This is a genomic window from Paraburkholderia sp. MM6662-R1, from assembly GCF_050436245.1.
In the GTDB taxonomy this organism is placed as follows: domain Bacteria; phylum Pseudomonadota; class Gammaproteobacteria; order Burkholderiales; family Burkholderiaceae; genus Paraburkholderia; species Paraburkholderia tuberum.
Genome location: NZ_JBNDLV010000001.1, coordinates 4,108,613 through 4,134,367 on the forward strand (window position 1 = coordinate 4,108,613; position 25,755 = coordinate 4,134,367).

The 25,755-nt window shown below is 61.2% G+C and carries 31 protein-coding genes; 23 read left to right on the forward strand and 8 right to left on the reverse strand.

Annotated features, from left to right (window positions below; genetic code table 11):
* Nucleotides 1–11: 11 nt before the first annotated feature.
* Genes OKW39_RS19440 through OKW39_RS19460 form a run of 5 tightly spaced genes read right to left on the reverse strand, consistent with a single transcriptional unit; the run spans nt 12 to nt 3,024 of the window.
* Nucleotides 12–518: a hypothetical protein gene (locus tag OKW39_RS19440; RefSeq protein ID WP_429563276.1), complete on the reverse strand. Its 507-nt coding sequence runs from the start codon at nt 516–518 to the stop codon at nt 12–14.
* Nucleotides 515–1,675, reverse strand: a complete 1,161-nt coding sequence (locus tag OKW39_RS19445) for a RecT family recombinase (protein ID WP_429563277.1) — start codon at nt 1,673–1,675, stop codon at nt 515–517. The genes OKW39_RS19440 and OKW39_RS19445 overlap by 4 nt, the downstream gene beginning before the upstream one ends.
* Nucleotides 1,672–2,580: a YqaJ viral recombinase family protein gene (locus tag OKW39_RS19450; protein ID WP_429563278.1), complete on the reverse strand. Its 909-nt coding sequence runs from the start codon at nt 2,578–2,580 to the stop codon at nt 1,672–1,674. The genes OKW39_RS19445 and OKW39_RS19450 overlap by 4 nt, the downstream gene beginning before the upstream one ends.
* 4 nt (nt 2,581–2,584) lie before the next feature.
* On the reverse strand, nt 2,585–2,806 hold the full coding sequence (locus OKW39_RS19455; protein ID WP_429563279.1) for a DNA-directed RNA polymerase subunit alpha C-terminal domain-containing protein: 222 nt from the start codon (nt 2,804–2,806) through the stop codon (nt 2,585–2,587).
* Nucleotides 2,803–3,024 (reverse strand): hypothetical protein, encoded by a 222-nt coding sequence (locus tag OKW39_RS19460; RefSeq protein WP_429563280.1) that lies wholly within the window; start codon nt 3,022–3,024, stop codon nt 2,803–2,805. The genes OKW39_RS19455 and OKW39_RS19460 overlap by 4 nt, the downstream gene beginning before the upstream one ends.
* 425 nt (nt 3,025–3,449) lie before the next feature.
* On the opposite strand from OKW39_RS19460, the gene OKW39_RS19465 reads away from it, so the two are divergent.
* The 19 genes from OKW39_RS19465 (at nt 3,450) to OKW39_RS19555 (ending at nt 18,974) form a co-directional block, all read left to right on the forward strand.
* Nucleotides 3,450–4,301, forward strand: coding sequence for a hypothetical protein (locus OKW39_RS19465; RefSeq protein WP_429563281.1), 852 nt, complete (start codon nt 3,450–3,452; stop codon nt 4,299–4,301).
* A 213-nt stretch (nt 4,302–4,514) separates the two neighbouring features.
* Nucleotides 4,515–5,012 carry an HNH endonuclease gene (locus OKW39_RS19470; RefSeq protein WP_429563282.1) on the forward strand — a complete coding sequence of 166 codons (498 nt, stop codon included), beginning with the start codon at nt 4,515–4,517 and terminating at the stop codon, nt 5,010–5,012.
* An 8-nt stretch (nt 5,013–5,020) separates the two neighbouring features.
* Nucleotides 5,021–5,929, forward strand: a complete 909-nt coding sequence (locus OKW39_RS19475) for a hypothetical protein (RefSeq protein ID WP_429563283.1) — start codon at nt 5,021–5,023, stop codon at nt 5,927–5,929.
* Nucleotides 5,907–6,527, forward strand: a complete 621-nt coding sequence (locus tag OKW39_RS19480) for a hypothetical protein (protein ID WP_429563284.1) — start codon at nt 5,907–5,909, stop codon at nt 6,525–6,527. The genes OKW39_RS19475 and OKW39_RS19480 overlap by 23 nt, the downstream gene beginning before the upstream one ends.
* The gene (locus OKW39_RS19485) at nt 6,524–7,015 is read left to right on the forward strand and encodes a RusA family crossover junction endodeoxyribonuclease (protein ID WP_429563285.1); all 492 of its coding nucleotides are present in this window, start codon (nt 6,524–6,526) and stop codon (nt 7,013–7,015) included. The genes OKW39_RS19480 and OKW39_RS19485 overlap by 4 nt, the downstream gene beginning before the upstream one ends.
* Nucleotides 7,012–7,239, forward strand: a complete 228-nt coding sequence (locus tag OKW39_RS19490; RefSeq protein WP_184063986.1) for a hypothetical protein — start codon at nt 7,012–7,014, stop codon at nt 7,237–7,239. Before OKW39_RS19485 ends, OKW39_RS19490 begins: the two co-directional genes overlap by 4 nt.
* A gap of 47 nt (nt 7,240–7,286) precedes the next feature.
* Nucleotides 7,287–7,463, forward strand: coding sequence for a hypothetical protein (locus tag OKW39_RS19495; protein WP_429563286.1), 177 nt, complete (start codon nt 7,287–7,289; stop codon nt 7,461–7,463).
* Between the two features lie 419 nt (nt 7,464–7,882).
* Nucleotides 7,883–8,452, forward strand: coding sequence for a HigA family addiction module antitoxin (locus OKW39_RS19500; RefSeq protein WP_429563287.1), 570 nt, complete (start codon nt 7,883–7,885; stop codon nt 8,450–8,452).
* 1 nt (nt 8,453) lies between these two features.
* Complete coding sequence (locus tag OKW39_RS19505) at nt 8,454–8,888, forward strand: antirestriction protein (RefSeq protein ID WP_429563288.1); 435 nt, start codon at nt 8,454–8,456, stop codon at nt 8,886–8,888.
* 86 nt (nt 8,889–8,974) lie between these two features.
* On the forward strand, nt 8,975–9,712 hold the full coding sequence (locus OKW39_RS19510) for a hypothetical protein (RefSeq protein ID WP_429563289.1): 738 nt from the start codon (nt 8,975–8,977) through the stop codon (nt 9,710–9,712).
* On the forward strand, nt 9,684–10,418 hold the full coding sequence (locus tag OKW39_RS19515; RefSeq protein WP_429563290.1) for a ParB/Srx family N-terminal domain-containing protein: 735 nt from the start codon (nt 9,684–9,686) through the stop codon (nt 10,416–10,418). Before OKW39_RS19510 ends, OKW39_RS19515 begins: the two co-directional genes overlap by 29 nt.
* Nucleotides 10,415–11,146: a cupin domain-containing protein gene (locus tag OKW39_RS19520; protein WP_429563291.1), complete on the forward strand. Its 732-nt coding sequence runs from the start codon at nt 10,415–10,417 to the stop codon at nt 11,144–11,146. The genes OKW39_RS19515 and OKW39_RS19520 overlap by 4 nt, the downstream gene beginning before the upstream one ends.
* On the forward strand, nt 11,143–12,345 hold the full coding sequence (locus OKW39_RS19525) for a phosphoadenosine phosphosulfate reductase family protein (RefSeq protein WP_429563292.1): 1,203 nt from the start codon (nt 11,143–11,145) through the stop codon (nt 12,343–12,345). Before OKW39_RS19520 ends, OKW39_RS19525 begins: the two co-directional genes overlap by 4 nt.
* Nucleotides 12,326–12,895, forward strand: a complete 570-nt coding sequence (locus OKW39_RS19530; RefSeq protein ID WP_429563293.1) for an IbrB-like domain-containing protein — start codon at nt 12,326–12,328, stop codon at nt 12,893–12,895. The genes OKW39_RS19525 and OKW39_RS19530 overlap by 20 nt, the downstream gene beginning before the upstream one ends.
* 14 nt (nt 12,896–12,909) lie before the next feature.
* Nucleotides 12,910–13,611, forward strand: coding sequence for a hypothetical protein (locus OKW39_RS19535; RefSeq protein ID WP_429563294.1), 702 nt, complete (start codon nt 12,910–12,912; stop codon nt 13,609–13,611).
* Between the two features lie 794 nt (nt 13,612–14,405).
* Nucleotides 14,406–14,930 carry a hypothetical protein gene (locus tag OKW39_RS19540; protein ID WP_429563295.1) on the forward strand — a complete coding sequence of 175 codons (525 nt, stop codon included), beginning with the start codon at nt 14,406–14,408 and terminating at the stop codon, nt 14,928–14,930.
* Nucleotides 14,863–16,980, forward strand: a complete 2,118-nt coding sequence (locus tag OKW39_RS19545; protein ID WP_429563296.1) for a phage terminase large subunit family protein — start codon at nt 14,863–14,865, stop codon at nt 16,978–16,980. Before OKW39_RS19540 ends, OKW39_RS19545 begins: the two co-directional genes overlap by 68 nt.
* Nucleotides 16,981–16,999: 19 nt before the next feature.
* Entirely contained in the window at nt 17,000–17,272 is a 273-nt protein-coding gene (gene gpW / locus OKW39_RS19550) for a gpW family head-tail joining protein (RefSeq protein ID WP_429563297.1), read from the forward strand.
* Nucleotides 17,273–17,279: 7 nt separating this feature from the next.
* On the forward strand, nt 17,280–18,974 hold the full coding sequence (locus OKW39_RS19555; protein WP_429563298.1) for a phage portal protein: 1,695 nt from the start codon (nt 17,280–17,282) through the stop codon (nt 18,972–18,974).
* Nucleotides 18,975–18,978: 4 nt separating this feature from the next.
* Here OKW39_RS19555 and OKW39_RS19560 read toward each other — a convergent pair whose 3' ends face one another.
* The 3 genes from OKW39_RS19560 to OKW39_RS19570 all read right to left on the reverse strand — a co-directional run bounded on the left by OKW39_RS19560 (nt 18,979) and on the right by OKW39_RS19570 (nt 21,799).
* Nucleotides 18,979–19,560: a DUF6037 family protein gene (locus tag OKW39_RS19560; protein WP_429563299.1), complete on the reverse strand. Its 582-nt coding sequence runs from the start codon at nt 19,558–19,560 to the stop codon at nt 18,979–18,981.
* A gap of 161 nt (nt 19,561–19,721) precedes the next feature.
* On the reverse strand, nt 19,722–19,859 hold the full coding sequence (locus OKW39_RS19565) for a hypothetical protein (protein ID WP_429563300.1): 138 nt from the start codon (nt 19,857–19,859) through the stop codon (nt 19,722–19,724).
* Nucleotides 19,860–20,344: 485 nt separating this feature from the next.
* A complete protein-coding gene (locus OKW39_RS19570; protein ID WP_429563301.1) occupies nt 20,345–21,799 on the reverse strand; it encodes an ATP-dependent nuclease in 1,455 nt (484 codons plus the stop codon).
* A gap of 343 nt (nt 21,800–22,142) precedes the next feature.
* Here OKW39_RS19570 and OKW39_RS19575 point away from each other — a divergent pair, with 343 nt between their 5' ends.
* The 4 genes from OKW39_RS19575 to OKW39_RS19590 all read left to right on the forward strand — a co-directional run bounded on the left by OKW39_RS19575 (nt 22,143) and on the right by OKW39_RS19590 (nt 25,750).
* Nucleotides 22,143–23,018, forward strand: coding sequence for a S49 family peptidase (locus tag OKW39_RS19575; RefSeq protein WP_429563302.1), 876 nt, complete (start codon nt 22,143–22,145; stop codon nt 23,016–23,018).
* 39 nt (nt 23,019–23,057) lie between these two features.
* A complete protein-coding gene (locus OKW39_RS19580; protein WP_429563303.1) occupies nt 23,058–23,759 on the forward strand; it encodes a hypothetical protein in 702 nt (233 codons plus the stop codon).
* 46 nt (nt 23,760–23,805) lie between these two features.
* Entirely contained in the window at nt 23,806–24,531 is a 726-nt protein-coding gene (locus OKW39_RS19585; RefSeq protein WP_429563304.1) for a head decoration protein, read from the forward strand.
* A 73-nt stretch (nt 24,532–24,604) separates the two neighbouring features.
* Nucleotides 24,605–25,750 (forward strand): major capsid protein, encoded by a 1,146-nt coding sequence (locus tag OKW39_RS19590; protein ID WP_429563305.1) that lies wholly within the window; start codon nt 24,605–24,607, stop codon nt 25,748–25,750.
* Nucleotides 25,751–25,755 lie beyond the last annotated feature (5 nt).

Below are 25,755 nucleotides of genomic sequence, written 5' to 3' on the forward strand. Positions count from 1 at the left end.
CGCTGTCCGGTTCATTCCTGTTCATCTTCGATGCCGTTCGGATCAGGCACGTTCATCGTTCCAAGCGTGTGCGGCCGGCGCAGGAAATAGACCGTGTGCGCTGTCGTCGCTTCGTCGTCCGGGTACACATGGATGTGCCATATGAACGAACAGGTGCCCCCGTCCTTCGGCTGGAAGTGAACGCGATCCAGGCGCGCGTCCACGAAGCGCAAGTCGCCCAGGCCGTCGCGATCTTCGTCACGCAGCGCGAGCTTTACGCCAGCGAATTTGCCCGCCCAATGCAGCGTGCCAAGCTGTGGGTTTCGCAGTACCGGCGTACTGTCCGGGTCAACGATATCGACTTGCCGATCCGCCTCATATAGCGAACCGCGCAGCGTCGGCGACATATCATCGAGCGCAGTATTCGGCAGGTCCGCCTTGATGGTCAGGTCGAGCGCAAGCCGTTCCTCTTCGCCGTGAAATTCCACGCGCGTGTTGATGTGTTCAAGCCTGACAGGATGATTTTCGAAGCGCATCATTGCTCACTCTCCATCCTGTGGCGTTTCGCTAGATAGAACTCTTCCAGCTCTTCGCGCTGGCCTTCGTCCGGCACGGTGCGTATCAGGTCGGCGGCAACATCGAGCGCGTCGAGCGTTTCCGCTTGTTCCAGCGCCTCCATGACCTGGGCGAACGTCATTGCAGCCACTTCGCCGCCGCGATCACGTTTCGAGCCTGCGTCAGCAGGATCGTCCTGCGCGGGTTGCGCGTGCGCCGCTGCGCGTTCGGCGTTGAGCTTGTCGCTGTATGCCGTGCGCGCGATTTCCTTTTCCTGATCGGTGCGCAACTTCGTAGCAAGTTCGCCTGCCGCCGTCATTTCGCCGCTGTTCGTTGCTTCCGCAATGGCCTTCAGAACCTCGTCAAGCGTCGGCGCTCCATTGCGTGTAGTCGCGTTCTTCTTCATGCGCTCCTTGACGCTACTTGTGCGCGACGATCCATGCGCCGCGGATTCCCGTCTGACTTCTTCGGCTGGCCCCATGTCGCGCATGCCGTTGTCGATCACGTCGAGTTCGTCGGGCGTGCGGACGCCAAAGACAATTTCGGACGCGTGCAGCCGGGACCAGCGTTTACCGGACAGGTAGGCAATCTGCTGCTTCGGGTCATCCGCCCATAACGTCGAGTTGCGCACGCGCGCCTGCTTCATCAGGATCGTCAGCACGCGCGGTTCGCGCTCGCCCCTGAGCGTCGCAAAGCAACGCACGCCAACGCCTGCTTCGTCTTCGATATTCCATGCAGGCACGCGGTATCGGACAGGCTCGCCGTGTTCGTTTTTCTTCGTCTTCGACTCGCGTTCAACGAACTGCCCGACGATCTTTTCCCAATCGCCAAACCAGTCCCAGTTGATGCGATCCACCAGCAGGCCGGATGTATTGACGGCGGCGATGATGAGTTGCGCCTCGTAGCCGATCTGGTTGTTGACGAAATGCGTTTTCGCTGCGACGGCGAACGGATTCATGCCCCATTGCAGCGCCTGAATCGTCACGGCTGCGCAATTGCCCGGCTTACCGCGATACGGTTCGGGAACGGTGACGCCAGCCGTCGCCATCAGGTTCGAGAAGCGCTCGATGTAGCCAAGCATGTCGGGGTTCAATTCGAACCGTTTCAGGGTGCGCGGTTCCTCTTCCACTGTTGCGATCATTCGGCAATCTCCTTTCCTTCCTTCGGTTTGCTGTAGGTCAGCGTCGTGTAATTGCACGCCTCAACGCTGTACGCGGGACGGTGGACGATCTTGCGTTTGTACGCGCCACCATTGGGCAGCCGCCCGATTGCGGCCTCACCCATCGCGTGCAGGATGTGGGCGCGTGCGCCGTCGCTGACGGCCTGGTACGCCTTGACCTGCTCATCAGCTTCGACTCGAACGTTGTGCCAGGCCATCAGCGCCGCATCGAGCGCGATGGTTTCGCCGGTCGTGCCGGGATAGAGATGCTTCAGGATTTCAACCGCATGCCGGTGCGAGTAGTCGAAAGGCGGCGGCTCGCCGGTTTCCACGAACGTCCAGAACGTCATTTCCTGGCCGATCAGCAGTTCCGAAAATTCCGGGTCGCGCTCTATCGTGTAGGTGACAAGACGGTTGCCACCGACAACCGCGCCCAGGTGCCAGGCGTCGTAGTTCAGTACCGTCAGATAGTGATGGCACTGGCACAGGTATTCGACCGGAACCTGATCCGAACCCTGATCGCCCCACTCGCCGGAGAAGCGGAAGAAATCCGCATTGACGTTCTTCGCTTCGAAGCCTTCGCGCCGACCTTCAACGAGCCTGTCTACGGACGCAGCCATGAACTGGTACTTCGGGTGTCGGATGATCTGATTGCGACGGCGCAGACGCACACCCGTGCGATGCGCAAACATATCGGCCGCGATGGCTTCCATCGCCCGGCCGAAGCGGGTTGTTTCGTTGTCTTCGCGCTCGCCTGTTGTCTGCCCGGTCTTGTCCAGCCACAACTCATAGGCTGTCTGATAGCGCGACTGTCCGATAGCGGCGGCGGCGTCGCTGCCGCCGATGCCCTTGCGGCGCTCCGCAAGCCAGTCGTCCCTTGCATTCATGGGTCTATTCCCTAAGTGAAAGACCGCGTTGCGTCAGCGCATCCGCAACGGCCCGAACAGAATCCGGGCCAACGTGCGTCATCAGCAACAGGTCGCGCGCACGACGCTCGCACAACTCGCCTATCGACGTGATACCGGCCGCACGAAGCTGGTTGGCGATCCGTACCGACAGGCCAAGCTCCGCAATCGGCTGCCGGGCAAGCAGCGAAAAGTCGAATGCGCTCATTGCTGCGGGTCCGGCAGGACGCGGACGAACACCGTCCACAGACCCGTTTCGATGTCGCGATACTGGCCGGTGATGACCGGCGGCCGGGCCGAGAGGATCGAATCGCGGACAGTCAAGGCATGCGCATAGGCCGCTTCGCTATCTGGCGACCGGATAATGTGGTTTTCCCCACCTTCTTCATGCGGCATTGACCAGTGCTCAATAAATCCGATTGACACAATTCACTCCATGCCGAGAAACATGGATCGAAAGATAGGCGTCGAGCCGGGTTGAGTTCAAGGAAAAATATAAAGCACACTGCCGCATAAAAAATTATCAGTTGCCGCTTCCAGAACGGTCGTTTAATTTTTATTCTCATATCCATCAGCGGCTTGCGCAGCGGGTGTCGAGGATGAATTGACATAACCTGACGTTAATGGTTGAAACATCCAGTTTTCCTAAGTGAATGCACCTATCCCCTTGATTTTTTTTAAAAGACATCTGTGTACTTCCATGCACTTGCATGCACTCTTAATACAAGTAAGCGTAATTGACGGGATGCCTTTTTACGCCTAATTTTTAGTCCGTGAATCCAGTAAAGGAATTCGTCATGCTTACCGCGACAGACGATTTTCCCGGGGTGACGACACCGTAGGACGACGCGATGAATCCAGCCGATCAAGGAGCGCGCCTTACCGGCTCGGACGGCAAGACGTACCCGCGCAGCTACAAGGTCAACCGCGACGCGATCCGCAAGGCCATCGAAGCCAATCCGACCGCGACCAACACGGCGATAGCCAGGCTGACCAGCGCGTCACGCGATACGGTTATCGACGTGCGCCGCAACATGATCGCCCGCGCCGGGGCGCTGGTCGATGCACGCTACGTCGCAATGTGTACCGCCATTGCGGAATGCCATCGCGTCGATGAAGTGAAAGACCTTCGCGACAGGGCACTCGCGCTCGAAGTCTATGCAAGGCAGGCGAAGAACACCGACGCCGAACGTAAGGCGTGCGCAATCCGCCTTCGCGCCGAACGCCGCGCAGGCGTGCTGCTGAAAGAACTTGCCGAAGCGGAAATGCGGGCGACGCCGAAAGGCAATGTCAATCCGGCGAACGCGTCGCCCAAGGTGTCGCACGATTCGACACCTTCCCGCCCGCAAACGCTTGCCGATCTCGGCGTGACGCGCGATCAGTCTTCGAAGTGGCAGAAGCTGGCCGCGATTCCTGAAGCGCAGTTCGAGGAAGCGTTGCGCGACCCCGCCGGGAAGCCCTCAACAGCGGCGCTTGTCCGCGAAATTCGCAACGACGTCGCGGCGACTATCAACCGGATTCCCGAGGACGTGCTCTGGATATGGGGGCGCGTGCGCGACTTCGAAAGCGACGGGTATCTATCGAAGAATCCCATCGCGATCTATGACGCGATGACGGACGCCATGCAGGCCGACATGCGGCGCATCGTGCCGGCGATGGCCGCGTTTCTGTGCGCAATGCTGGAAGGGGCAAACCATGACTGATTCCCGAATCAAGGGACGTTTCGCTATCCGCGTCGCAAGGCGCGCACGCACGCTTGACGACTATGAGTGTGCGGCGCGGGTCGTACTGCGCGAACGCGGAGGACATTGCGCTTCACGTTGGCGAGCGTCTTGCCGAACTGCGCGATCAGGAACAGCGCGCACGCGCGTTGCTGCGCGTTGCGCCGCTGCCGTGCTCATTCGAATAGCGCCGTCATGTCTGCGAACGACTATGCAGAAAAGCTTCGTGACCCACGCTGGCAACGTCGCCGGCTGGAGATCATGCAGCGGGATAACTTCGCCTGCACCGAATGCGGAGACACGGAATCGACGCTGAATGTCCATCACAGACGCTACATCCGCGGCGTTGAGCCTTGGGACTGTCCGACCGCGATGCTTGTGACCTTGTGCGAGAGATGCCACGAAGCCATTCACGAGGGATGCAGGACCATTGCAGAAGCGTTATTCGATGCAATGCGCACAGCCGGAGCGGGCGAACAAGAGTTCGACGTCTTCGGCGCAACTTTTCTCTCGTGCCTCGGAACACCTGACGGCCATTTGACATCTGCTGAATGGCAAGCCGTTTGTTGCTCGCTGGAGGCGACGATACGCGGAATTGTTCATATCAGGAACGGCGACGGCGATGCCGCCGCGTTCTATGCGCTGCACCGGCACAAGCTATCTTCGTCGCCTGATCTGGTCGCCACCCGCTAGAGGATGACATGGCGCGCATCCGCACAATCAAGCCAGAATTCTGGGTCAACCCGCAGGTCGTGCATGTATCGCTTGCCGCACGCCTGCTATTTATCGGCACCTGGAACTTTGCCGACGATCACGGCAACCTGCCGCGCGATCCAGAAAAGCTGAAGATGCAGGTTTTCCCAAGCGCTCTGGACGCCGACATTGATGTCGAACCGCTGGTTCTCTCACTGATTTATCAAGGATTGCTAAGTGAATATTCAGTGAGCGGGAAGCGCTATCTGCATATCACCGGCTTCGAAAATAATCAGGTTATCAATCGTCCTTCAAAGCCTACCTTTCCCTTGCCGCATAAGGATGACGCGCCATCTGAAGACGCGGATTCAGCCGCTGATTCCGTGAACACTCATGCACCCCTCACTGAAGGCTCATGGACGGAAGGGAGTAGGAAGGGAGTAGGAAAGGAAAAGGATAAAACCAGTGGTACTAACGTGGGCGAGCAGCATAACCCGCGCGCGCGCGAGGAAACCGTCGCGCCCGTCCGCCCTGCCGATCTGTCGGCAGCAATGCGACGCAATAGCGTCGAGGCGTCACCGTCCGATCCCCGCGTGATCACCGCGGCTGCAAAGGGCATCACACCCGAAACCGTCGAAGCCGCTTGCGTGGAAGCCCGTGCTTCGGACCCGGCAGGACGCATCAAGCCGGGTTTCGTTATCGCGATTGCCGAGCGCTGGACGCAGCAGGCAGCGCAAATGCGGTTGTCGCCGAATGCGCAGGGGCCGCCCTTTGCGCGTCTTTGCGCCCGGGACGTGCGCGAGGCACGTGACCGCGAATTCGTGGCTGCTGTGACCGGACGCGATGCGTCGCGCCCGCCCGATGTGTTCGACCTTGCCCCCGAGGACGTGCGCGATGTTCCCGACCGGCCAACCTGAGACCCGTGGCGAATGGCTGTTTCGCCAGATGCACGCGATCTATGGCGCGCGCTTCGTGGCGATGTGGCGCAGCGTCGATACGAGCGACCTGAAACGCGTCTGGACGCACGCGCTGAACGGTGTGCCAGCCGAAGCGCTACAGGCCGGAATTGTCGCGCTCTGCGATGTGCCGCATCCACCGACACTGCCCGAATTCCTTGAACTCTGCCGTGCCACGCGCCGACAAGCCGCAGCAAGCAGTCCGCCACGTCTGCCGCAACCCGACCGCGCGAACCCGGCGAAGGTGGAAGCGTGCCTCGCACGCATGTGGGCAATCCTTGCGCCGCTCGCGGATCGCCGGCCCTCGCCGCAATGGGCCTTTGAGATGTTGCTACGCGGCTGCGCAAAAAACGGCGCACCACTCACGTATGAAACGAAGCGAATCGCGATTGATGCCGCACTGTCGCCAGCGGGCCGTGCATATCTGGACGACGCGCCCACAGAGAAGCGTGCGCAGTACCGCGCCGTATTCAATGCCGCGTGCCGATTGCGCGGTGGCGTGCTGCCGTCGCGCGTGCCAGGCGAAGACGACGAAGAGCCGCACGAGGCCACGATATGACCGCGATTGCGTTCACGATCCTGGGCGAACCCGCCGGCAAGGCGAACAGCCGCGAAATCGTCTCACGTCGCTATCGCGATGACGCGAACCGCATCCGCTCGCGGCCGATGTCGATCAAGTCGGACAAGGCGCGCGCCTATGAGCGCTACGCGCTGCGGCAGATTCCGCCGCTGTGCCGCGTGCAACTGACCGGCCCGGTGCGCGTCACGCTTCGGATTTTCTACGCGTCCGAACGGCCGGACCTCGATGAATCCGTGATTCTCGACATGCTGCAGAACCGCTATGCAAGGGTGAAGGCCGGTGGTGCAAGTGTGCGCGAGTTGGTACAGGCCGGCGTCTACAGGAACGACAGGCAGGTGCGCGAGAAACACGTCTATCACGGTATCGACCGCACCAATCCGCGCACCGAGGTCGTCGTTGAACCGCTTGCAGCACAGCAGTGCGTGCTGTCGTTCGCGCACGCGCTATCGATGGAGGCCATGCCATGAACCTGCGACAGAGAGAGGTCAGAGTGATCCGTTCCGACCAGATGCGCCACCGCGCATTGCACGACGCTGCACGTTTGCGCGAAGCGCTCGCGCTGATTGCCGACCTCGCGGAAGGCACGACGAGCGCGCTAACGCTGCCCGATATCGCGCGGATTGCACGCGCCGCGCTGGTGGGTGCGGAACCAGCGGACCCGCGTCAGCAATCCGGTGCGGTGACACACTGAGTGGGAAAACCATGCACAGATTTCCAGTTGCCGAATGCGCACCGCTTGTGAGTGTCACGCTGGCAGCTCAGGTGCATGCCGAAGCGATCCGCCGCGGCGGTGTCTGGAAAGCACGGGCCGATGAATGCGCCGCGCTCGCGGTCAAATGGTATGGACGCCGCCCCTGCAAGGCTGAGGATTTGCAGACCGTGTTTGGTGAAATTTTTCGTACTGACAGGACGTAACCATGCACCGTTGTCCGTGGCCCGGTTGCGGGCAGATCGTCCCGCGCAATACGTGGGGATGTCGCCGTCACTGGTATGTGTTGCCGAACGATCTGCGTGCGTGGATCGGTCGCGCATACCGTCAGGGAATCGCGCGCGGCGAGCATCCTTCGCGCTCGTATCGGGACGCGCACCGCGCCGCGCTCGAATGGATACGGGAGCAGACCAGCGGGGCGCGATCAGCCACGTATCAAACCTTGCCAGCGGACACTAAATCCTCGCCGCCCCGGTTGCAATCCTCGCCCATCAACGCGGCATCCTCGCCACCTCGGAAAAAAATCTGAGTCTGGCCGAAGTTTGCCTCTGGACAGGCCTGCGCGGTCGCCTTAAGGTGGGTATGCAGTTGTTTGTAATTACCCACTTATTAGATAGGATTCCCGATGAAAGCGACGAAGACCACCACGAACCACGCCGCAACGAAAGCACCGGTAGAACAGGCAGCAACGAAAGCACCGGCAACGAAAGCACCGGCAAAGAAAACGATGGCCGCGAGTGTGGTTGAGCCGAAGGCAAAAACGACGGCGGCGAAGGCGGCTGCAAAAGCTCCGACGACGAAGGTCGAGCCGACGCCCGCTGCGGCTCCCGCGAAGGTCGCAACGACGCCGCCCGCGTCGAGCCAGTCCAGCAGCGCAACGGCGCTTCCTCAAACGGCCGGCGCAGCGCTCGCTGCGCGAATCGCCGACTCGCGCGTGACTGAAGTCAGGCTGGCTAAATCGATCAGCGTGGCGCCGCGCCGCATTCGCGAAATCATTGAAGGCAAGCGCCGGTTGACGGCTGATACGGCGGTTCGTCTTGCTGTGTTCTTCGGCGACGATCCGATGACCTGGATGGGCTACCAGCTTGCGTACGAGATCGCGCAGGAGACTCGGGAGCTCTCCGGCGTACTCGCGTCGATCGTGCCCCTGGCGCGCGTCGCGCAGACCCCTGTCGTCGCTTCCAGGGGGGCGTGAGATGGCGAGGAAAAAGCCGGTCGGAATCGTTGCAAAGCTGGTCCCTGAGAGTCGTCGCCTGAGGTTTTTCCCGAAAATGCTGGGCAAATTTTTATGGCCGGTTGCAGAGAACCTGGTGTATTCCTGCGCGGCCAAGCTCTCGCCGGAGTATGCGCACGGGGCGTGGAATTTTTACGAACTGTCAAACGGCAGCTTCTATCTTGCGCCCTGCGCGCCCGCACGGCTGACACTGAGAATAGAAGGCAATCAGTTCGACGGAGCAATGAGCGCTGACGCAGCCGGAATCACAATCAGTCTTTTCGTACTCAACCGGCTGATATGGACGATTCACGATCAGGGCGGCGACTATGACGACCTGGTTGACCGGTATTACGCGCTACGCGAGTACGCATGCGAGCATGACGAGAACTCGCTCATCCTGAGGGCTATCGACTAGCGATCTGGCGCACCAGTCCAGGCCCGCCGAGCGCAAGCCTGAGCGTTCCTGACGCCAGGCGCGCTGGTGAGCCGGATTGAAATTTCTTGACAACCGGCAAAAACAGTCGAATATACGCAAAGATTAGTAGTCGCCGAACTGCACCCGGAACCCGCCTCGAGCGGGTTTTTTCGTTTGCGCGCCCGGTTTTCCCACACGGCTTGCCCATGAAAGACACCTATTGCGGCACAGCAGCAGCGCTGCGTGACGCGCTTTCGCACGCGGTTCTGCGTGGAGGCGCGTCCTCTCTCTCGGCGCTACACCAGTCGGCTCCCGGCGATGACGTACTGACCGGCACCGATGCCACCGCGCAGGCCGCGCGTATCCGTTACCGGCTGGACCGGTTGACGGTTTTGCAGCGCGCGCTGCTGGTAGTCAGCTACGCACCCCGAAACATAACCTGCGCGTGCCATCGTCCCTGCTGCGCGGGGCACTATCCCAATCCCGAATGGTCGGGCGCGCTCGCTCAGATCGTCGCGCACACTGCGCCGCTCTTCACCGGGCACGTCCCGAATATCCGTTTGCGTTCCGCGCTGGTCGCCAACATCCTCACCCATACCGGCGAGACACAGGTCAGCCTCGCGCAGCGCTGCGGCGTGCACCGGCAGACCGTTGCCGAACATACCGCGATTCTCGGTGCAACACTGAGCGGCACGCGGCAGAAAAGCGGTGAGTTCGACGCAGCGTTCTCGCGAATTGACACGCTGCTGCGTGAGGCGGGCATCGTACGCGACGAGAGCGCATCCGGTACGCCGAATGAAGAATCAGCCGCCCTGGCCCGCTGACCGCGTGGAGCGCTGGCCGCTCGCGCGCGTTCTCGAGGCTGAACGCAATCCGCGCACGCATACCGATTCGCAGGTCGAGGCCATTGCGGACTCGATGCGCGAATTCGGCTGGACCATTCCGCTGCTGGTGGACGAGCGCGGCGCGCTGATCGCCGGACACGGGCGGCTTTTCGCGGCGCGAAAGCTCGAACTCGCCGACGCTCCTGTCATCGTCGCTCGCGGCTGGACCGAGCCTCAGAAACGTGCATACCGGATCGCCGACAACAAGCTCGCACTCAACGCCGGATGGGATGCCCCGCTCCTGTCAGCAGAACTCGCCGTGCTGGCTGACGAAGGTTTCGCCGTCGATCTGCTCGGGTTCTCCGATGCCGACATAGCGCGACTGATTGACGACACCGACCGGCTCACGCTCGATCACGCTGCACGGTCCGCCAACGCCGCAGACCCTACGGAATTTGGTTTCGCAAGCGCGAACGCCAATACGCACGACCGGGCTCCTGTCAGTGCAGCCGTCGACGCTGCCGTCAGCCCTGAGGGTGTTGCGTCCGTGAGCGATGCAGGCGGTTCGCTCGCCGTCTTTTCCTGCATGGTCCGGGTAGCTGACCGTCAGATTCTGTTTGACGCCATTGCCCACGCGAGGACGCGCGGCGCAGCCGATAGCGGCGCGGCGCTGGTACTGATCGCTCGCGAATGGTTGAACCCATGACCGCACACGCGCCAACTCACGCCTTCACGGCTTACGGCTGGCAGCATGGCTATCTGGCTGACGCATTGCAGGCGTGGACAGAGGACCTCGCTATGACTGAGCCGCAGGCGACTCACTTCGGCTACGTGCATGAGGGGGCAGCGCGCTTGCAGCACGACGGCCATGCGTGGATGCTGCACGCCGGCCAATACTTCTGTGTCCCCGGCCGCTTCACGCTGTCCGCACGGAGCAGCCGCGGAGTCATCATGCGTCGTATCGGCTGGCGCGGCCTGTTCATGATCGGTGGGCCCGTCGAGCACAAGGGCCGCTTGCGCTATATCGACCAGTGCAGTGATACCACGCTGGTTCAGCCGGTTCGCCGCGGCGATCCATGTCTGAACCTGCTGTACTTCCCCGCAGGCGTTTTTCAGACCGCACACACGCATCCATCGGACCGGCTTGGACTCGTTCTCTCAGGGCGCGGGACGTGCGTCGCACGTAATGCGGGCGCGGATGCCCGCATCGCGCTCGAAGCGGGAATGATCTTCTGCATCCATGCGAACGGCCGACACCACTTCGCAACCGACCGGGGCGACGAAATGCGCGTGCTCGCCTATCACCCGGATTCCGATTGCGGCCCGACCGACGACGATCACCCGATGATCAACCGCACTATCGTGGATGGCGTGTCGGCCCGCAATCTTGCTGCGATCCGCACGACCGGCGATACGACACTGGAACGCTCATGAGCGGCAAGGCGCGTCTGACGCTGGATCGGCACTATGTGGACGAAACCGTCCACGATGCAGCGCTCGAAAGACTCCGGCATCTTTACAGCAGATTCGACCGGATCGTCGTCTCGTTTTCGGGCGGCAAGGACTCGACGGTCGTGCTGCATCTCGCACTCGCGGTCGCTCGCGAGACCGGACGCCTGCCGCTCGAGGTGCATTTCTATGACGAGGAATGCATATCGCCCGACACCGAGGACTATGTGGAGCGGGTGCGCGCGCAGCCCGATATCGCGCTTACGTGGTATTGCGTGCCGGTCAAACACCGCAACGCCTGTTCGCGGCAGCAGCCGTACTGGTACTGCTGGAATCCTGACGAGCGGGAGAAATGGGTACGCCCCATGCCGTCCTGCGCTGAGCCGACGATGCCGGGTTTCGCGCGCGGAATGATGATTCCCGATTGCAGTCACCTGCCATTCGCGGGCCAGTCGCAGACCGTCGCCATGCTGCGCGGCATCCGTACTCAGGAGTCGTTGCGCCGGTTGCGCATGACCATGCGCTCGCGCGTCGATAACTACATTCATCAGAGCCCTAACGGGCGCAACGTGTGGTTGTGCGATCCGATATACGACTGGCGGTTCGAGGATGTTTGGGTCGCGCCGTCGTGCTTCGGCTGGGACTACAACCGCACGTATGACCGCTTCGAAGCGATGGGCCTGGCGCACGCCCAGCAGCGCGTCTGCCCGCCGTTTGGCGAAGAACCGCTCAACCTGCTGCACACCTGGGCGATCTGCTATCCCGACCTGTGGCACCGGATGACGGCGCGCGTACCGGGTGCCGCAACAGCCGCGCGCTACGCGCTGACCGAGCTTTACGGTACGCACCTGCGCGAGCCGCCAGTAGGACTGACATGGCGGGAATGGACCTGGCGGATCATCAATCTATACGATGAGCCGTGGCGCTCACGCGTCGCGCTCTCACTGCGACGCGCCGTCGAAACGCATCAGCGCAAGACGAAGCGGCCCATTGACGACACAAGAGCCGACCCGATAAGCGGCGTGTCCTGGCGCGCGCTCGCGCAGATCGCGCTCAAGGGTGACTTCAAGAACCGCAAGGCCGGCGGGCTGGTCACGCTGGCTGGAGCCGAGCAGAAGCGGCGGGGGCTGACGCTCGAAGAACTGCTTGCAATGGAAACCGACAATGACGGTACCCGCTATTGAGTCCGCTTCGCCGCTGCCGGATGACGTGCGCGGCGCTATTGAACGCGCTGCCGTCTCACGCGTGAAGTGGGTACATCGCGATTGCGTGCGGGCGAACGACTACAACCCCAACCGCGTTGCGCCGCCCGAACTTGAACTGCTGGTTCTCTCGATCCTAGAGGACGGCTTCACACAGCCGCTGGTTGTGCTCAGGGACGGCAGCGGTTATCTGCTGATTGATGGCTTTCATCGCTGGCTGGTGTCGGACGATGCTCGTATCCGCGAGCGGTACGGCGGCTTCGTCCCGGCTGCGGAGATTGAAGCCGATCCGGTACACCGGATGATGTCCACCATCCGTCACAATCGCGCTCGCGGAACTCACGCGGTCTTGCCGATGGCAGGTATTGTCCGCACGATCCTTGAGGCAGGCGTACCGGTACCGGAGATCGAGCGCGGCCTTGGTATGGAACCGGAGGAAGTAGACAGACTTGCAGACCGTTCCGGCATGCCTGAACGCGTTGGCAAGCGCCTCGCAAAAGCGGAGTTCGGCCGCGCGTGGATTCCGTCTTGACGCTGCGTGTATCGATGCTTGAACTGTCGATCCGCTCGAACATTGAGGCCGTGTCGCGCAAGCTCTCAGCGCTGGCTTATCGGCAATTGCCCTTTGCCGAAGCACGCACTGTGACCGAACTGGCGAAGCTCGCCGCCGACGCCGAAAGGAACGCACTACCGCAGGTATTTGACAATCCGACGCCCTTTACCGTCAACTCGGTTGCGATGCAGGCCGCCCGAAAGGGAACGCCCGTTGCACGCATCTATATCCGCGACAAGGCCGCCCAATACCTCGCACCCTACGAATTCGGCGGCATGCAGTACCTTGGCGCGAAGCCTGCGAACCTGTTGCCGGTCGCAGCGTCGGCGAACCAGTACGGTAACCTGCCGCGCAACGCGATCCGCAAGTACATGGGACGGCCTGACGTGTTCATGGGGCCGGTCAAGACAAAGCACGGCATTATCTACGGTGTATGGCAGCGTCGATTTCTCCGCGAACGTGCGACGGACATAACCGGAGACGTTGCGCAGCGCAGAAAGCTCCGGGGCAGACACAAGCGGCTGGCGAAAGATGCGAACACGTCTGGCCGGCTTCGCCTACTGGTTGCGTTCCGTGCGCCGGTCGAAACGAAGAAGCGGCTTGAATTTGGCGAGCGCGCAGAAGCGGTTGTCGCGGCGAACTTCGAGCCCGTTTTTGGCCGGGAACTAGCGGCAGCGGTCGCCGGCGGACTTTGAGTGTCGCCAAAGTCGGCTCTCCATCGCTTCAGCGCGCAAAGTGAATCGCAACGAGCCCATTTCTGTCATGTCACTGCGCTTTGGTCTTGAAAATGTCCGGGTGCCGCGTGCGTGGTGCTAGAAACGAACTCGGTGAAGGACATTGGCATTGCGCGCACACAACGGAGGGGGTGCACGTTTCGCCTGCATCCCCGGTAACTGCATAGCAAGCACGGTGTATACCTGGATGTTTGGTGCAGTTGCAGTCGTCGTATCTAATCGGGTTAGGGTTCTGTACACACATTGCTGATGCCAAAACGGAAAAGAAAATACCGCTCGCAAAGCAAAGCGTCAGAGCTAGTTTGGTGTGCATGACCGGCTCCCATCAGGGTTAAAACTGCAAGCTTCGAGACTTTCGCTGAACGTTTTAAGGCACAACCGCCTGTGAACAAGAATAGTCGCCCTGTTTTGGTGATCAAGGCGCCCATAAGGCTTTTCCCGACAAACTATGTCCCTTTGCGGAACGCAGATTCCTTGTTACTAGGCCGGCATTCTCACGAAAATCATTTCAACAACGCTCAATGACATTCGTTTTAAGAATTTTTTCCGATCGTGCTATGGCTCTTTCAAAAATGATCAAGCCGAACACGCGGCATTGATGATTGAATGCACCGAAACAAGCCGACGTGGGCTGCTGGGTCCGAGATGGATCCGGCCGGTCGTGAAGCGCGGGTCCTGGTCCCCCCTCAAAAAACGTGGGAAATTGCGCGATCCCGTTCTTTCTGTAGCTACACGTTTCAAAAAGTCTTTGCACCGTGGCTGACGGCATTTCAATCCGCGAATTCGCGCGGCGCGAGCACGTTTCGGACACACTTGTTCATCAGGCGCTGAAACAGGGACGGCTCGCGAAGCGCGCAGACGGCCTGATGGACCCGGCGCTCGTCGGTACCCGCTGGCGCGCGAGCGAGAGACCCGACGAAAGCGCAAAGGAAAACGCAAAGGACACTTTGCAATCAGCCGGAAGTGCAAAGGGCCTCGCCTACGGCGAAGCGCTGCGCCTGAAAGAGAACTGGACGGCGCTGCTGCGCCGCCTCGAATACGAACAGAAATCCGGCGCACTGGTTGAGCTGGCCGTCGCACGAGGCGTCGTGTTCGAGCTATGCCGGGAGCAGCGCGACGCGTGGCTTGCGTGGCCCGCGAAGGTCGCGCCGTTCATCGCAATGGCTTTCGGTCTGGACGACATTGACCGGCTAACGAACACACTGGCGGCGCATGTTCATCAGCAGCTTGCCGACCTCGGGGAGCCTGCACCGCGCTTCGACGCAGAACAAGGCCGATGACCTTCGACGTGTCGGCCGCGGCGGTTGGACCCCACCGCCACGTCTGAGCGTTCCGGCGTGGGCTGACCGCTACAGGAGACTCGCGAAGGAATCGGGCAGCCTGTCGGGCCGCTGGACGACAGGGACCGTGGAAGCTGCACGCGGGCCGATGCTCGCAGTGACCGAGCCGGGCGTGCATGTCATCACGGCGATGGTGAACACGCAGTTGTTCAAGACGTCGCTGATCGAAAACGTCTTCGGCTACTTTGCGCATCTCGATCCGTGCCCGATGCTGCTGCTAGAACCCAAGGAAGCCGCAGCCGAACAGTTCAGCAAGGAACGCATTACGCCACTGGTGCGGGTCACGCCCGTACTGCGTGAACGGGTTGGCACGACGAAAACGCGCAACGCCGAGGAAACGCTGCTGTTCAAGTCGTTTCCAGGCGGCTTTCTCGCGCTCGCGGGCGCGGGCAGTCCCGATAACCTCGCACGCCGTCCGATCCGGCTCGTTCTCGCCGACGAAATCGACAAGTACCCGGTGACGCGCGAGGGCGACCCTATCGCGCTCGCCGAGGAACGGGTCGCCACGTTTGCGAACTGGCTGTCAGTGCGGACCTGTTCACCAACCGTCACCGAGGAAAGCCGCATCGAAGCCAGTTACGGCGAGTCGGACCAGCGTCGCGCGAGCGTGGCCTGCCCGCATTGCGGGCACCGTCAGTTCCTGGAATTTTTCCGCCATGTCGAGTGGGAGAAGCGCAAGGACGACAAAGGCAACGTAACTGGCCATCGCACGAAGACCGCGCGCGTGTACTGCGAGTCGTGCGGCGCGGGCTGGTCCGAGTCAGAACGGCTTACCGCCTTGCAGTCCATACGGTGGCATCAGACGCGGGTGTTCGAGTGCTGCGGCGCGCGGCATGTGCCGCTTGACGCCTATGAGCGTACGTGGCGGAACTGTGAGGAAATCCACGAGCCCGGCGGCGAGTCTGCCTGTGTCCGTGCCGTATGGGACTGGTGGGAATCGGAACGTCATGCCGTCTACCGCGCGAAGTGTCCGACCTGCGGCACGTGGAGCGTCGATAACACGCATGCCGGATTCCAGGCATCCAAACTCCTGAGTCCGTGGACGCGCGACCGGCCCGCCGATATCGCGGCGCGCTGGATCGACGCACAGGGCGACGAGGAACGGCTGCAGGCCTGGTGGAATACACAGATGGGACTCCCGTACCGTCCGCGTACCGGTCGCGCGCTCTCCGCTGAAGCAGTCGTCGCTCGCGGTGAGATATGGGCGGCTGAAGTGCCCGATGGTGTCGCCGTGCTGGTCGTGGGCGCGGACGTGCAGGATTACCGCGTTGAGCTTGAAGTCGTGGGCTGGGGCCGCAACGAGGAAAGCTGGTCAATCGACTACGAAATCATCGAGGGCGAGTTTTCGGACGCGCGCACGCAGGCGCGCATCGACACGTATCTCAGACGCCTGTGGCATCGCGCCGACGGTCGTCCCTTCGAGATCATGGCGGCGTGCATCGATTCGGGCGGGCATCACACGCAGGCGGTCTACCAGTTCTGCGCGGCGCGAATCGGCCGCCGTATCTGGGCGGTCAAGGGCGAATCGGCACGCGGCGGCGAGCGCAATCCGGTGTGGCCGTCAAAGCGCCCGACGTCGCGCACGAAGAAGACCTATCGCCCGATCCTGCTCGGCGTGAACGCGGCGAAAGACACGATCCGGCAGCGGCTGCTGCTCGATACACCGGGACCAGGTTACATGCATTTCCCTGCCGACCGTGACATCGGCTATTACGCGCAACTGACCGCCGAGCGCATCGTGATCAAGGAGTCGGGCGGCAGGCGTTATCGGGTGTGGGAACTGCCACCGGGCCGCGCCAATGAAGCGCTCGACTGTCGCGTGTATGCGTACGGCGCGCTGTGCGGCCTGCTGTTCTTCGGCCTGCAACTGAACCGCCGCGCCGACGCGGTACAGGCGTGGACGCCGCCGCCTGACGTGCCACTGACGCCGCACCGTCCGTATCCGGCCAGTGCCCGCATGCGAACCTCGCTCGTTCAGCGTCTTGCCTGAATCGCACGTCTAAGCTGCCATGCCCTGTCGCCGCCTGAGCATCCTGGACGGGATGACGCTCGGTGCGCTCGAAAGGCAGCTTGCGAGCATGCAGCAGGCGTATCTCGCACTGGTGTCGGGCACAAAGGCGCAGTCCGCGTCGTACACACAGGCGGACGGTAGCCGCTCCGTCGCGTACACGCAGACCAATATCGCCGATCTGGTGCAGGCCATCATCGGCGTACAGACACAGATCGATGCGCTGCGCGGGTTCTGCCGTAACCGCCGCCGTCCGGTCACGCCGTACTTCTGAGCCAGCAATGGGTGTCATCGTTGACGAAAGCGGCCAGCCGATCCCCGAGCCGGTACCGGTACGTGGTGGCGCGGTCGGCGCGCACATGTCGGAACCGGGACGCGTGCTGGCCTCGCCGGGCAGCGGCCTCGGGTTGCCGGGCTACCAGTTTCCGTATGACGCCGCGGACTGGTTTGCCCAGGAGATGGGCAACTGGTTGCCGTGGATACGGTCGCCCGACTCGGAGATCAACCTATTCCGTGACTGGATGGTCGCGCGCTCGCGCGATCTTTTCCGCAATGATGGTTGGATCAATGGCGGCGTCACCCGCATTCTCGATAACACTATCGGCACCAACCTGCTGCTGTCGGCGAATCCCGATTACCGGGCGCTGGCATTGCGTACTGGTATCAACGCCTTTGACGCCGCCTGGGCCGATGAATACCGGCGCACGGCTGAAGCACTCTGGCGCGGCTATGCGGAGAACCCCGCGCACTACAACGACGTGGCCCGACAGCTTACGCTCGGTCAGCAGTTCCGGCTCGCAATGCGTCACAAGCTGGTCGATGGCGAGGGACTGGGCCTCATTTACTGGCTACCCGAGCGCATCGGCTATGGCGGCGCGGACTACGCGACCGCGTTGCTGCTGCTCGATCCCGACCGCCTGAGCAACCCGTATCAGGCGATTGATTCGCGCTACCTGCGCGGCGGTGTCGAGATAGACGATTACGGCGTCCCGCTCGCGTATCACATCCGCGAGGCGCACCAGAACGACTGGTATCTCGCCGTCGAGGCGAACACCTGGGAGCGTATCGAGCGCTGCGACGAGGACGGCTGGCTGCGCGTACTGCACGACTATGACCGCGAACGGGCGGGCCAGCATCGGGGCCTCGGGGTGTTCACGCCGGTCCTGCTGCACGCGCGCATGCTCGCGCGGTATTACGGCGTCGAGCTACAGGCCGCGACCATTGCCGCGACGTTCGGCACGTACGTTACGTCGCCCTACGATCCGGCGCTGGTACAGGATGCGCTCGGCGCGGGCGAAGGCGAGGAACTGCCGCTCTATCAGGCGCTGCGCGCACGCTGGGCCGACGAGCGTCCCGCGATGCTCAACGGCGCGCGTATTCCCACACTCGCACCTGGCGAATCGCTCGAAAGCGTCTCGGCCGCGCACCCGCATGGCAACTTCGAGACCTTCGCGCACGAAATGCAGCGCGTGATTGCGGCGGTGCTGGGCCTGAGTGCCGAGCAGCTTTCACAGGACTGGAGCAAGACGAACTACAGCAGTGCGCGGGCTGCGCTGCTGGAAGCATGGAAAACGCTCACGCGGCGGCGCGACGAGTTCTGCCTGAACTTCGCGTCACCGTTCTACGGTGCGTGGCTGTGGGAAGCAATGGACCGGGGTGAACTGCCGCTGCCCGCTGGTGCGCCGCCGTACATCGAGGCGCGCGCCGCGTATGCGCGGTGCTCATGGATGGGCGTGGCGCGCGGCTGGATCGACCCGACCAAGGAAAAGGCAGGCGCCGTCATGGGCATGGACGCGGCACTTTCCACGCTCAAGCGCGAATGCGCAGAACAGGGACTCGACTACGAGGAAGTGCTTCACCAGCGCGCGAACGAAATCCGGCTGATGAAGGAACTGGGCCTCGAATTGCCCGACTGGGCCGGCAGCGTAGCCGTGTCCGAAGCGGCGAGAGTTCAGGAAGTACCCCAACCGCAATGAGACATCAGACCTTGGGTTCGTGGTAGGGTCGCCGGTCTTTTTCGATATCGCTCCATCTGCTGCTTATGTAATGCCGCTTGCACCTCTCATAAACATCGAAACCGCAGATTCGCCTGGTCTTTAGAAGGTTCGCCTCGGTTGGCTTGGAACTGATGCCATCATGGTGTATCCACCCGACGAAATAGATTTTGTTGATCTCATCTACGTCGCGGCGCACTGAAGCTATGTCGGTAATCGTTGGAGCATTCGCAGGCGTTGTGCTTCGCGGAATTGCAGTCTTGAATTCTTCAAAGAACACGTTGGGACTGAATCGCTGTTTGGGATCGGGTTCCAGACCCAATGCGTCCAACAGCGGTTTGTATGCGTTGCCCAGATACGTCCCGATAACGAAGTCCCTTCCTACCGCGACGACGAAGAAGAGATTGTGTGCGTGGCAACCGAATAGAAGTTCATGAGGAAAGCTGTCGGTGAGGTAGACGACGGAAAACCACAAATTACGAAAGCGAAACTCGAATTTTGTTTTGGTCATCCCCTGAGACGTCATGCTGTCGTAAAGCTGGGAAAGTGCTTCCAGTTTGATACCCATAGGCGACTCCATTCGATGGGAGCAGTTGCGTTGTCGTTATACGCGTGTTTTTTGACCAGCGCGGCTTGGACTGGCAGCGTGGCAGCCGCGGAAGCGGCGAAACCCGAACCAGCACCTGTACCGCAATAGTATCCGTTTGCATTATCAACCGGGTGCCACGTTCAGGACTGGCGACGCGCGACGAATAGCCTGCGCACGAGCGCAATCAGGCGCAAGGGATTGAGGCGGAAATGGCTATGGCGTGCAACGCCTGCGCGGCTGTAGAGGTGCGTAGCTTCAATCAGGGTAATGGGGCTCATGACTTTCTCCGTATAAATTCGAATACAGGATAGGTCTCCCTGTCTCAAATTTGAATAGGTTCAGTCCGAAAGATATATGCCCCCGGATATCGAGGTCGGTGGAAAGTGAAACCAGCTTTGTTGAATTGCAGGTTTCCGGGTGGCGACACGCCCAACGGTGCCGCGAAGGCCAAATGAAGGGACGCAAAAAATAGCGCGCCACAAGGATGCGCCGTGAAGAGGGCTTTGTACTGCATGCCAACCCTATCGCCCCAGATGAGCGGAGGACGTACTGAGGGGCGACGCTTCAATTCTAGGCGTGTGTGCCCGATGCGGGCCTCGGACAAATCCGAAATGCCGGGGCGCTCGATGGTGGCGCAGCGCAAAAAAAGTTCTTCGCGGATTTACGTGGAGGATGGGTTACTGGCTCGAGTCGGCGGCGGACGTTCATCTTCAACGTAAGCAGTCGCTCGATTTACGTTGATCTGATTTTGTGCAGACCGAATTCAATGGAGGAACTCTTTGGCGATTTCATTCCCGAGAAAGTCAAAGATTGAAAATTCGCCTGTGGGTGCATGCTGATTCCGCATTACGCTAGCTAAGGTTTGCCCGACAACGACTTCCCACGGTTTGTTACTCTTCGCAATTGATACGATGAGCTGGCGAATATTTTTAATTTTTTTGTCCCGGAATCGATCTTTCGAGGTGATGAGCTGCTGCAAATATGGAATATCCTTGTGCCCAGCGTTCTGCTCCATCCAATTCTGTACTAACGCTTGGAATTCGGTCCAGTCTATTCCCAATTTTTCGAGACATTCATTGCTAAGGAGCAAATTCTCAACTGCATAACATTGCAACCGGAAGCGTGTTATGCACCCGATTGCGGGGAGGGATCCACGCGTACCATCGCCATCCCTCAAAGAATAGGCTTTTGGCTTATCATAAATCGACCGTAGCATCGTGTCGCAGAATGACTCCAACTCCAACTGCTGGTCAACCGATTGAGCAAGGACCGGGAAAACGCGGATTGCACCTTGGGAAGAACGAGCCGCTTGTTGCCATACTCGCTCATCATCCTCGCCCTCCAGGATCAGCATCGGGTCATTGCTCAAGCTCAATGAAAGCGGATGTCCGAAGAATGGAGCCACTTTCTTAATATCCTGTGCCACCTTGCTTAACAACACCGTTTGGCTGTCAAACTCCTTTGTTCCCAGAACGGTAAAATCACTGTTTGCCAAGGCGCAAACGAGCGCGGTGCTGTGTGTCGCAATGCAAATGATCACTTTGCTCCGGGCGGAGTCGTCCAAAGCTGAAAGTTGGTCCAGAAGATATTGACCGAAACGAGCCTGCAAATCTGGGTGCTGATGCACATCCGGCTCGTCCAGTAGCAGTACGTTGATCCTGGATGGATCCACTGACATTATGAAACTAAGCACTTCTGATGCGACTGCAATAGTTTCCGATTCCCCGCTGCTCAGTTCGTTGGGGTTTATTAAAGTGCCGTCGAAGGTTCGGAAAACAAAGTCAGGAGTACCTTGTTCGATCGAGACATTTCCTAACATTTTGCTGATCGGATCGAGGCAATCAATCTGGAAGCTCCGCCCGCGAGCGTCAGTGTTCTGGAGACGTCGGAGATAATAACTTTCTGCGTTTCGGAGAGCAAGATGAGACATTGCCTTGAAGCTAGCGCCATTTACCTGGTTGGCTCGTCTAACGTGGATCGACCAGCCGGGGTTACTGGCAATATTAGTTTCAATATTCCCATCCCGTTGAAACGATCCACTTCGCTCTGGAGTCACGTAACTCACCCGATATTCTTTGTCGTCTGCGAGGCACGAGTCAATCAAGCGCAAAAATCGGCTCTTTCCAGAGCCATTTCTTCCCAAGATAACATTCACATGGTTGACCCCGACGAGACTTCCCACGTTACCCAACTGGTCTTTGAATTTTAGGTCCTGCATTTATCGTCCTATTCTTATACTGCTTCATCACCGGCGAAATGAAGCACATGTATTCCGCGTCGTCTACCTGCCAGATCCAATGGTCAGCAAACCGATTGTCAACGAATTCGGCGACTGTGTCGAACGGCCGCTCGGGGTCGGTAGCCGTCTCTCTCCCCGGAATTCCGCGAAGAGCCCAAAAAAAGCGCGCTAGTCATGGCGCGCACAAGGGGCTGATGAGGTATCCAGCCCACCGGTCACTGCGCGCAAGGGGAATTGCTGGCAGCGACCGGGGCAATGCTAGGCGTGTATGCCGAGCGCAGACCTCAGACAACTCCGAAATGCCGAGGCGCGCACGATGGTCGTGAACTATCCACACTTGGCGACGCGCCTTTTTAATGTGCCGCTCGCCATTGCGCCGGGCAAGATCGAAATCATCATGGCCGCGCTCGCGGACCGGTTTGGTCTCGCGCGGCTGTTCCGCCCGAACGGTGAACTGCGCGCATTCGATACCGGGCTTGAAGCGGGCGAGCCTGCGGACGAGCGTGCGTATGAGGTCGTCCAGGGTATCGCGGTCATTCCAGTGCAGGGAACGCTGGTGCAGAAGCTCGGCACGCTGCATCCGTATTCGGGCATGACCGGTTATGACGGCATCCGCGCGAACCTCGCGACGGCGCTGGCCGATGACTCTGTGCGTGCAATCGTGCTCGATATCGACAGCCCCGGCGGCGAGGTCGCCGGGTGTTTCGATCTGACCGACGCCATTTACGGTGCGCGGGGCATCAAGCCGCTGTACGCGATCCTCACCGAGTGCGCGTTTTCCGCCGCGTATGCGCTTGCTTCGGCCTGTGATCGTGTGATCGTGCCGCGCACAGGCGGGACCGGAAGCGTCGGCGTGATCGTCGCGCACGTCGATTTTTCGAAAGCGCTCAGCGACGCGGGCCTGACTGTCACGCTGATTACCTACGGCGAGCGCAAGGCTGACGGCAGCGAATACCGGCCGCTTTCGGATGAGGCCTATACACGCATCAAGGCAGACGTGGACAGCGTAGGCGAACTGTTCGTGGCGACTGTCGCACGCAATCGCGGGCTGACCGTAGCGAAGGTGCGCGACACGCAAGCGGCAACCTTTCTCGGGGCGGCCGGCGTCGAAACCGGGTTGGCCGATGCCGTCATGTCGCCCGATGCAGCGTTTCTCGCGCTCGTTGATTCGCTCGCGCCGTCATCCGTACCGCAGTAACCAGCAGGAATACAAAGGAATATGCAGGAGGTCTTCAAAATGGGATTCTCTCTTTCAGCCATGAGCCGCGCGCTGCCGTTCGCGCATCTCGGGCGCGCGGGGACTCGCGCGCGTGCCGAAGACGCGGCGCCCCCGGATGACGACAAGCCCGACGCGCCCGCCGAGCGCGACCGCGAGGATGGTGCACACAACGATGCGCGCACACGGCGCGCACAGGACGACGAGCCGCGCAACGGTGACGATGCAGAGGGCGACGACAACGAAGAAGAGGAGGAGGAAGGGGACGAGGACAACGACAACGACGAAGGCGACGATGGCGTCCAGCTCGGGGACGACGACAGCCGCGACGACTCCGACAACGCCGATGAACGGGACAGCCGGTGCGGCAAGGCCAGACGTGGCCGCGCGCAGGACGGTGACGACGAGGAAGAAATGCACGGCAGTTCCGTCGAGGCGCGCGCGCGCCGCCGCGAGCAGGCGCGCTGCGCCGCGATATTTTCAAGTCACGCGGCCGCGCGCAATCCGGTACTGGCCGCCAATCTCGCGTTCAGAACACGCCTCGCACGCGGTGCCGCGCTCGCGGTACTCGAAAGCACACCCGCCGCGCCGACCGCCAATAGCGGACGCGTCGAGCGCAATCCGCGCGTCGGCCCGGGAGGTACACCGGGCATGAACTCACGCCAGGCCATCGCGTCGGCATGGGACCACGCATTCGCGAAGGTGAATGCGCGCAAACGCTAGTGCGCGTGCCGGTTTTTCATCCGTTCCATTACAGGGGATCACGATCATGGGCGCTCCTACTGTCCCGCCGCTCTTTGAGAACTGGCATGACGGCGGCTTTCTCGTCTCCGAAGCGAACGGCCACCGCTCGCGCGACGGCATCGTCCTGACGGGCGGTGTGTATGTCATGGCCGGGACCATTCTCAGCCGCCTTGCCTTGCCTCCGCCACCCCCGCCAGGCAGTGACGCAAGGGGCGACGCGGGGGCCGCGTCGGTCGTCGCAGGCACGCCGGAGCGCGAGAACACCGGCGACGGTGTCTTGCGGTTCACCGATCCGCCGTGTGCCAGCTCGTCGCCGTATGGCCGCTACGTCTGCACCTTCACGAGCCGCAACACGTTCGACGTGAGCGGACCCGATGAACTGGGCGCGACTGCGCAGCAGACCGGGGCGCCGGTCGTCGTCGGTGGCCTGAGCTTCGTCATCGAACAGGGCGCAAAGCGCTTCGCTGCGGGCGATACCTTCGCGATCACGTTCAACGCGGCCGATCCGTTTGATATCGGCACACCCGGTATCTGGATGCCGTGGAATCCCGTCGCGACTGACGGCTCCGAAGTTGTGGCGGGTCTGCTGTTCGGCTCGCGCGATACGACGCGGATGGATCGCGCCGCCGTCGCGATCGTGCGCGACGCGGAAGTGAACGCATCGGAGCTTGCCTGGCCGTCGGACGTGACGCCGTACCAGATGCAGATCGCGGGCGACCAGTTGCGCGCTGCAGGCATCCTTCTGCGCTAATCCCCCTTTCCTTCCTCGCAAGGCCGCACGGACTCTGGTCCGGGGCGGTCTTTTCTTTTGGGGAGCCGTCATCATGACTGGCGAAATTCTCGATGTGTTCCATCAGGACCCGTTCACGGCAATTGCGCTCTCGGACGCCGTTCAGCGCAACCCGTACCAGCCTGTCGGCCTCGGCGAACTGGGCGTATTCGATCCCAACCCGATCCGCACGAAAGCGCTGGCGGTCGAGGAACGCACCGGCAAGCTGATCCTGATCCCGTTCTCCCAGCGCGGCGAGGAAGGCACGCAGCGCACGACCGAACGTCGCAAGATGCGCTATTTCGATGTGCCGCGCCTGATGCACTCGGACACGGTGTACGCTGAGGAAGTACAGGGCATCCGCGAGTTCGGTACGGAATCCGTCCTGATGCAGGTCGAGGCCGAAGTTGCGCGGCGACTGTCAGGGCCAACCGGTCTGCTGGCGAGTGTCGAGTACACGAAGGAATTCCTGAGGCTCGCCGCGTTGCAGGGTCTGGTGCTCGACCCGAAGGACGGCAGCGTGCTCTACAACTGGTTCGATGAATTCCAGATTCCGCAGGCCGCCGAAACGCCGTTCGATCTGGGCGCGACCGAGGCAGGCAAAGCCAATATCCCCTTGCGCCCGATCTGCAACGCGATCATCCGTACGATGGCGCGCAAGTCCCAGGGCGCATTCACGCCGACCACGCGCGTCTACGCGATGTGCGGCGATGCTTTCTATGACGCGTTCGTCAATCACCCGGACGTGATCCGTACGTTCGTGAACTGGTCCGATGCGCGCGCACTGCGCGACAACTCGCAGGGTGCCGCGTTCGACGCGTTCGTGTTCTCCGGCATTACGTGGTTCAACTATCGCGGCTCGGACGACAACGTGACCATCAAGGTTCCTGATGACGTGGTGAAGTTCTTCCCGGTCGGCGCGCCCGGTGTATTCCGCGAAGCGATGGCGCCGGGCGAAACCGTCGATTGGGTCAATACACCGGGACGGCCCGTGTATGTACTGCCGATCTTCGATGTGCTGCGGCGCATGTGGTGGAAGATGGAAGCGTATGCGTACCCGCTGTACGTTTGCACGCGGCCCGAAGTACTGCTGTCCGGTCGCATGTTCGAAGCGACCACGGCAGGCGCTACGCGCATCACAGAACCATCCGCGACGGCTGTACAACCGGCAGGCGCACCCAGCGCCGCGCCAATCGCCTGAGCGGT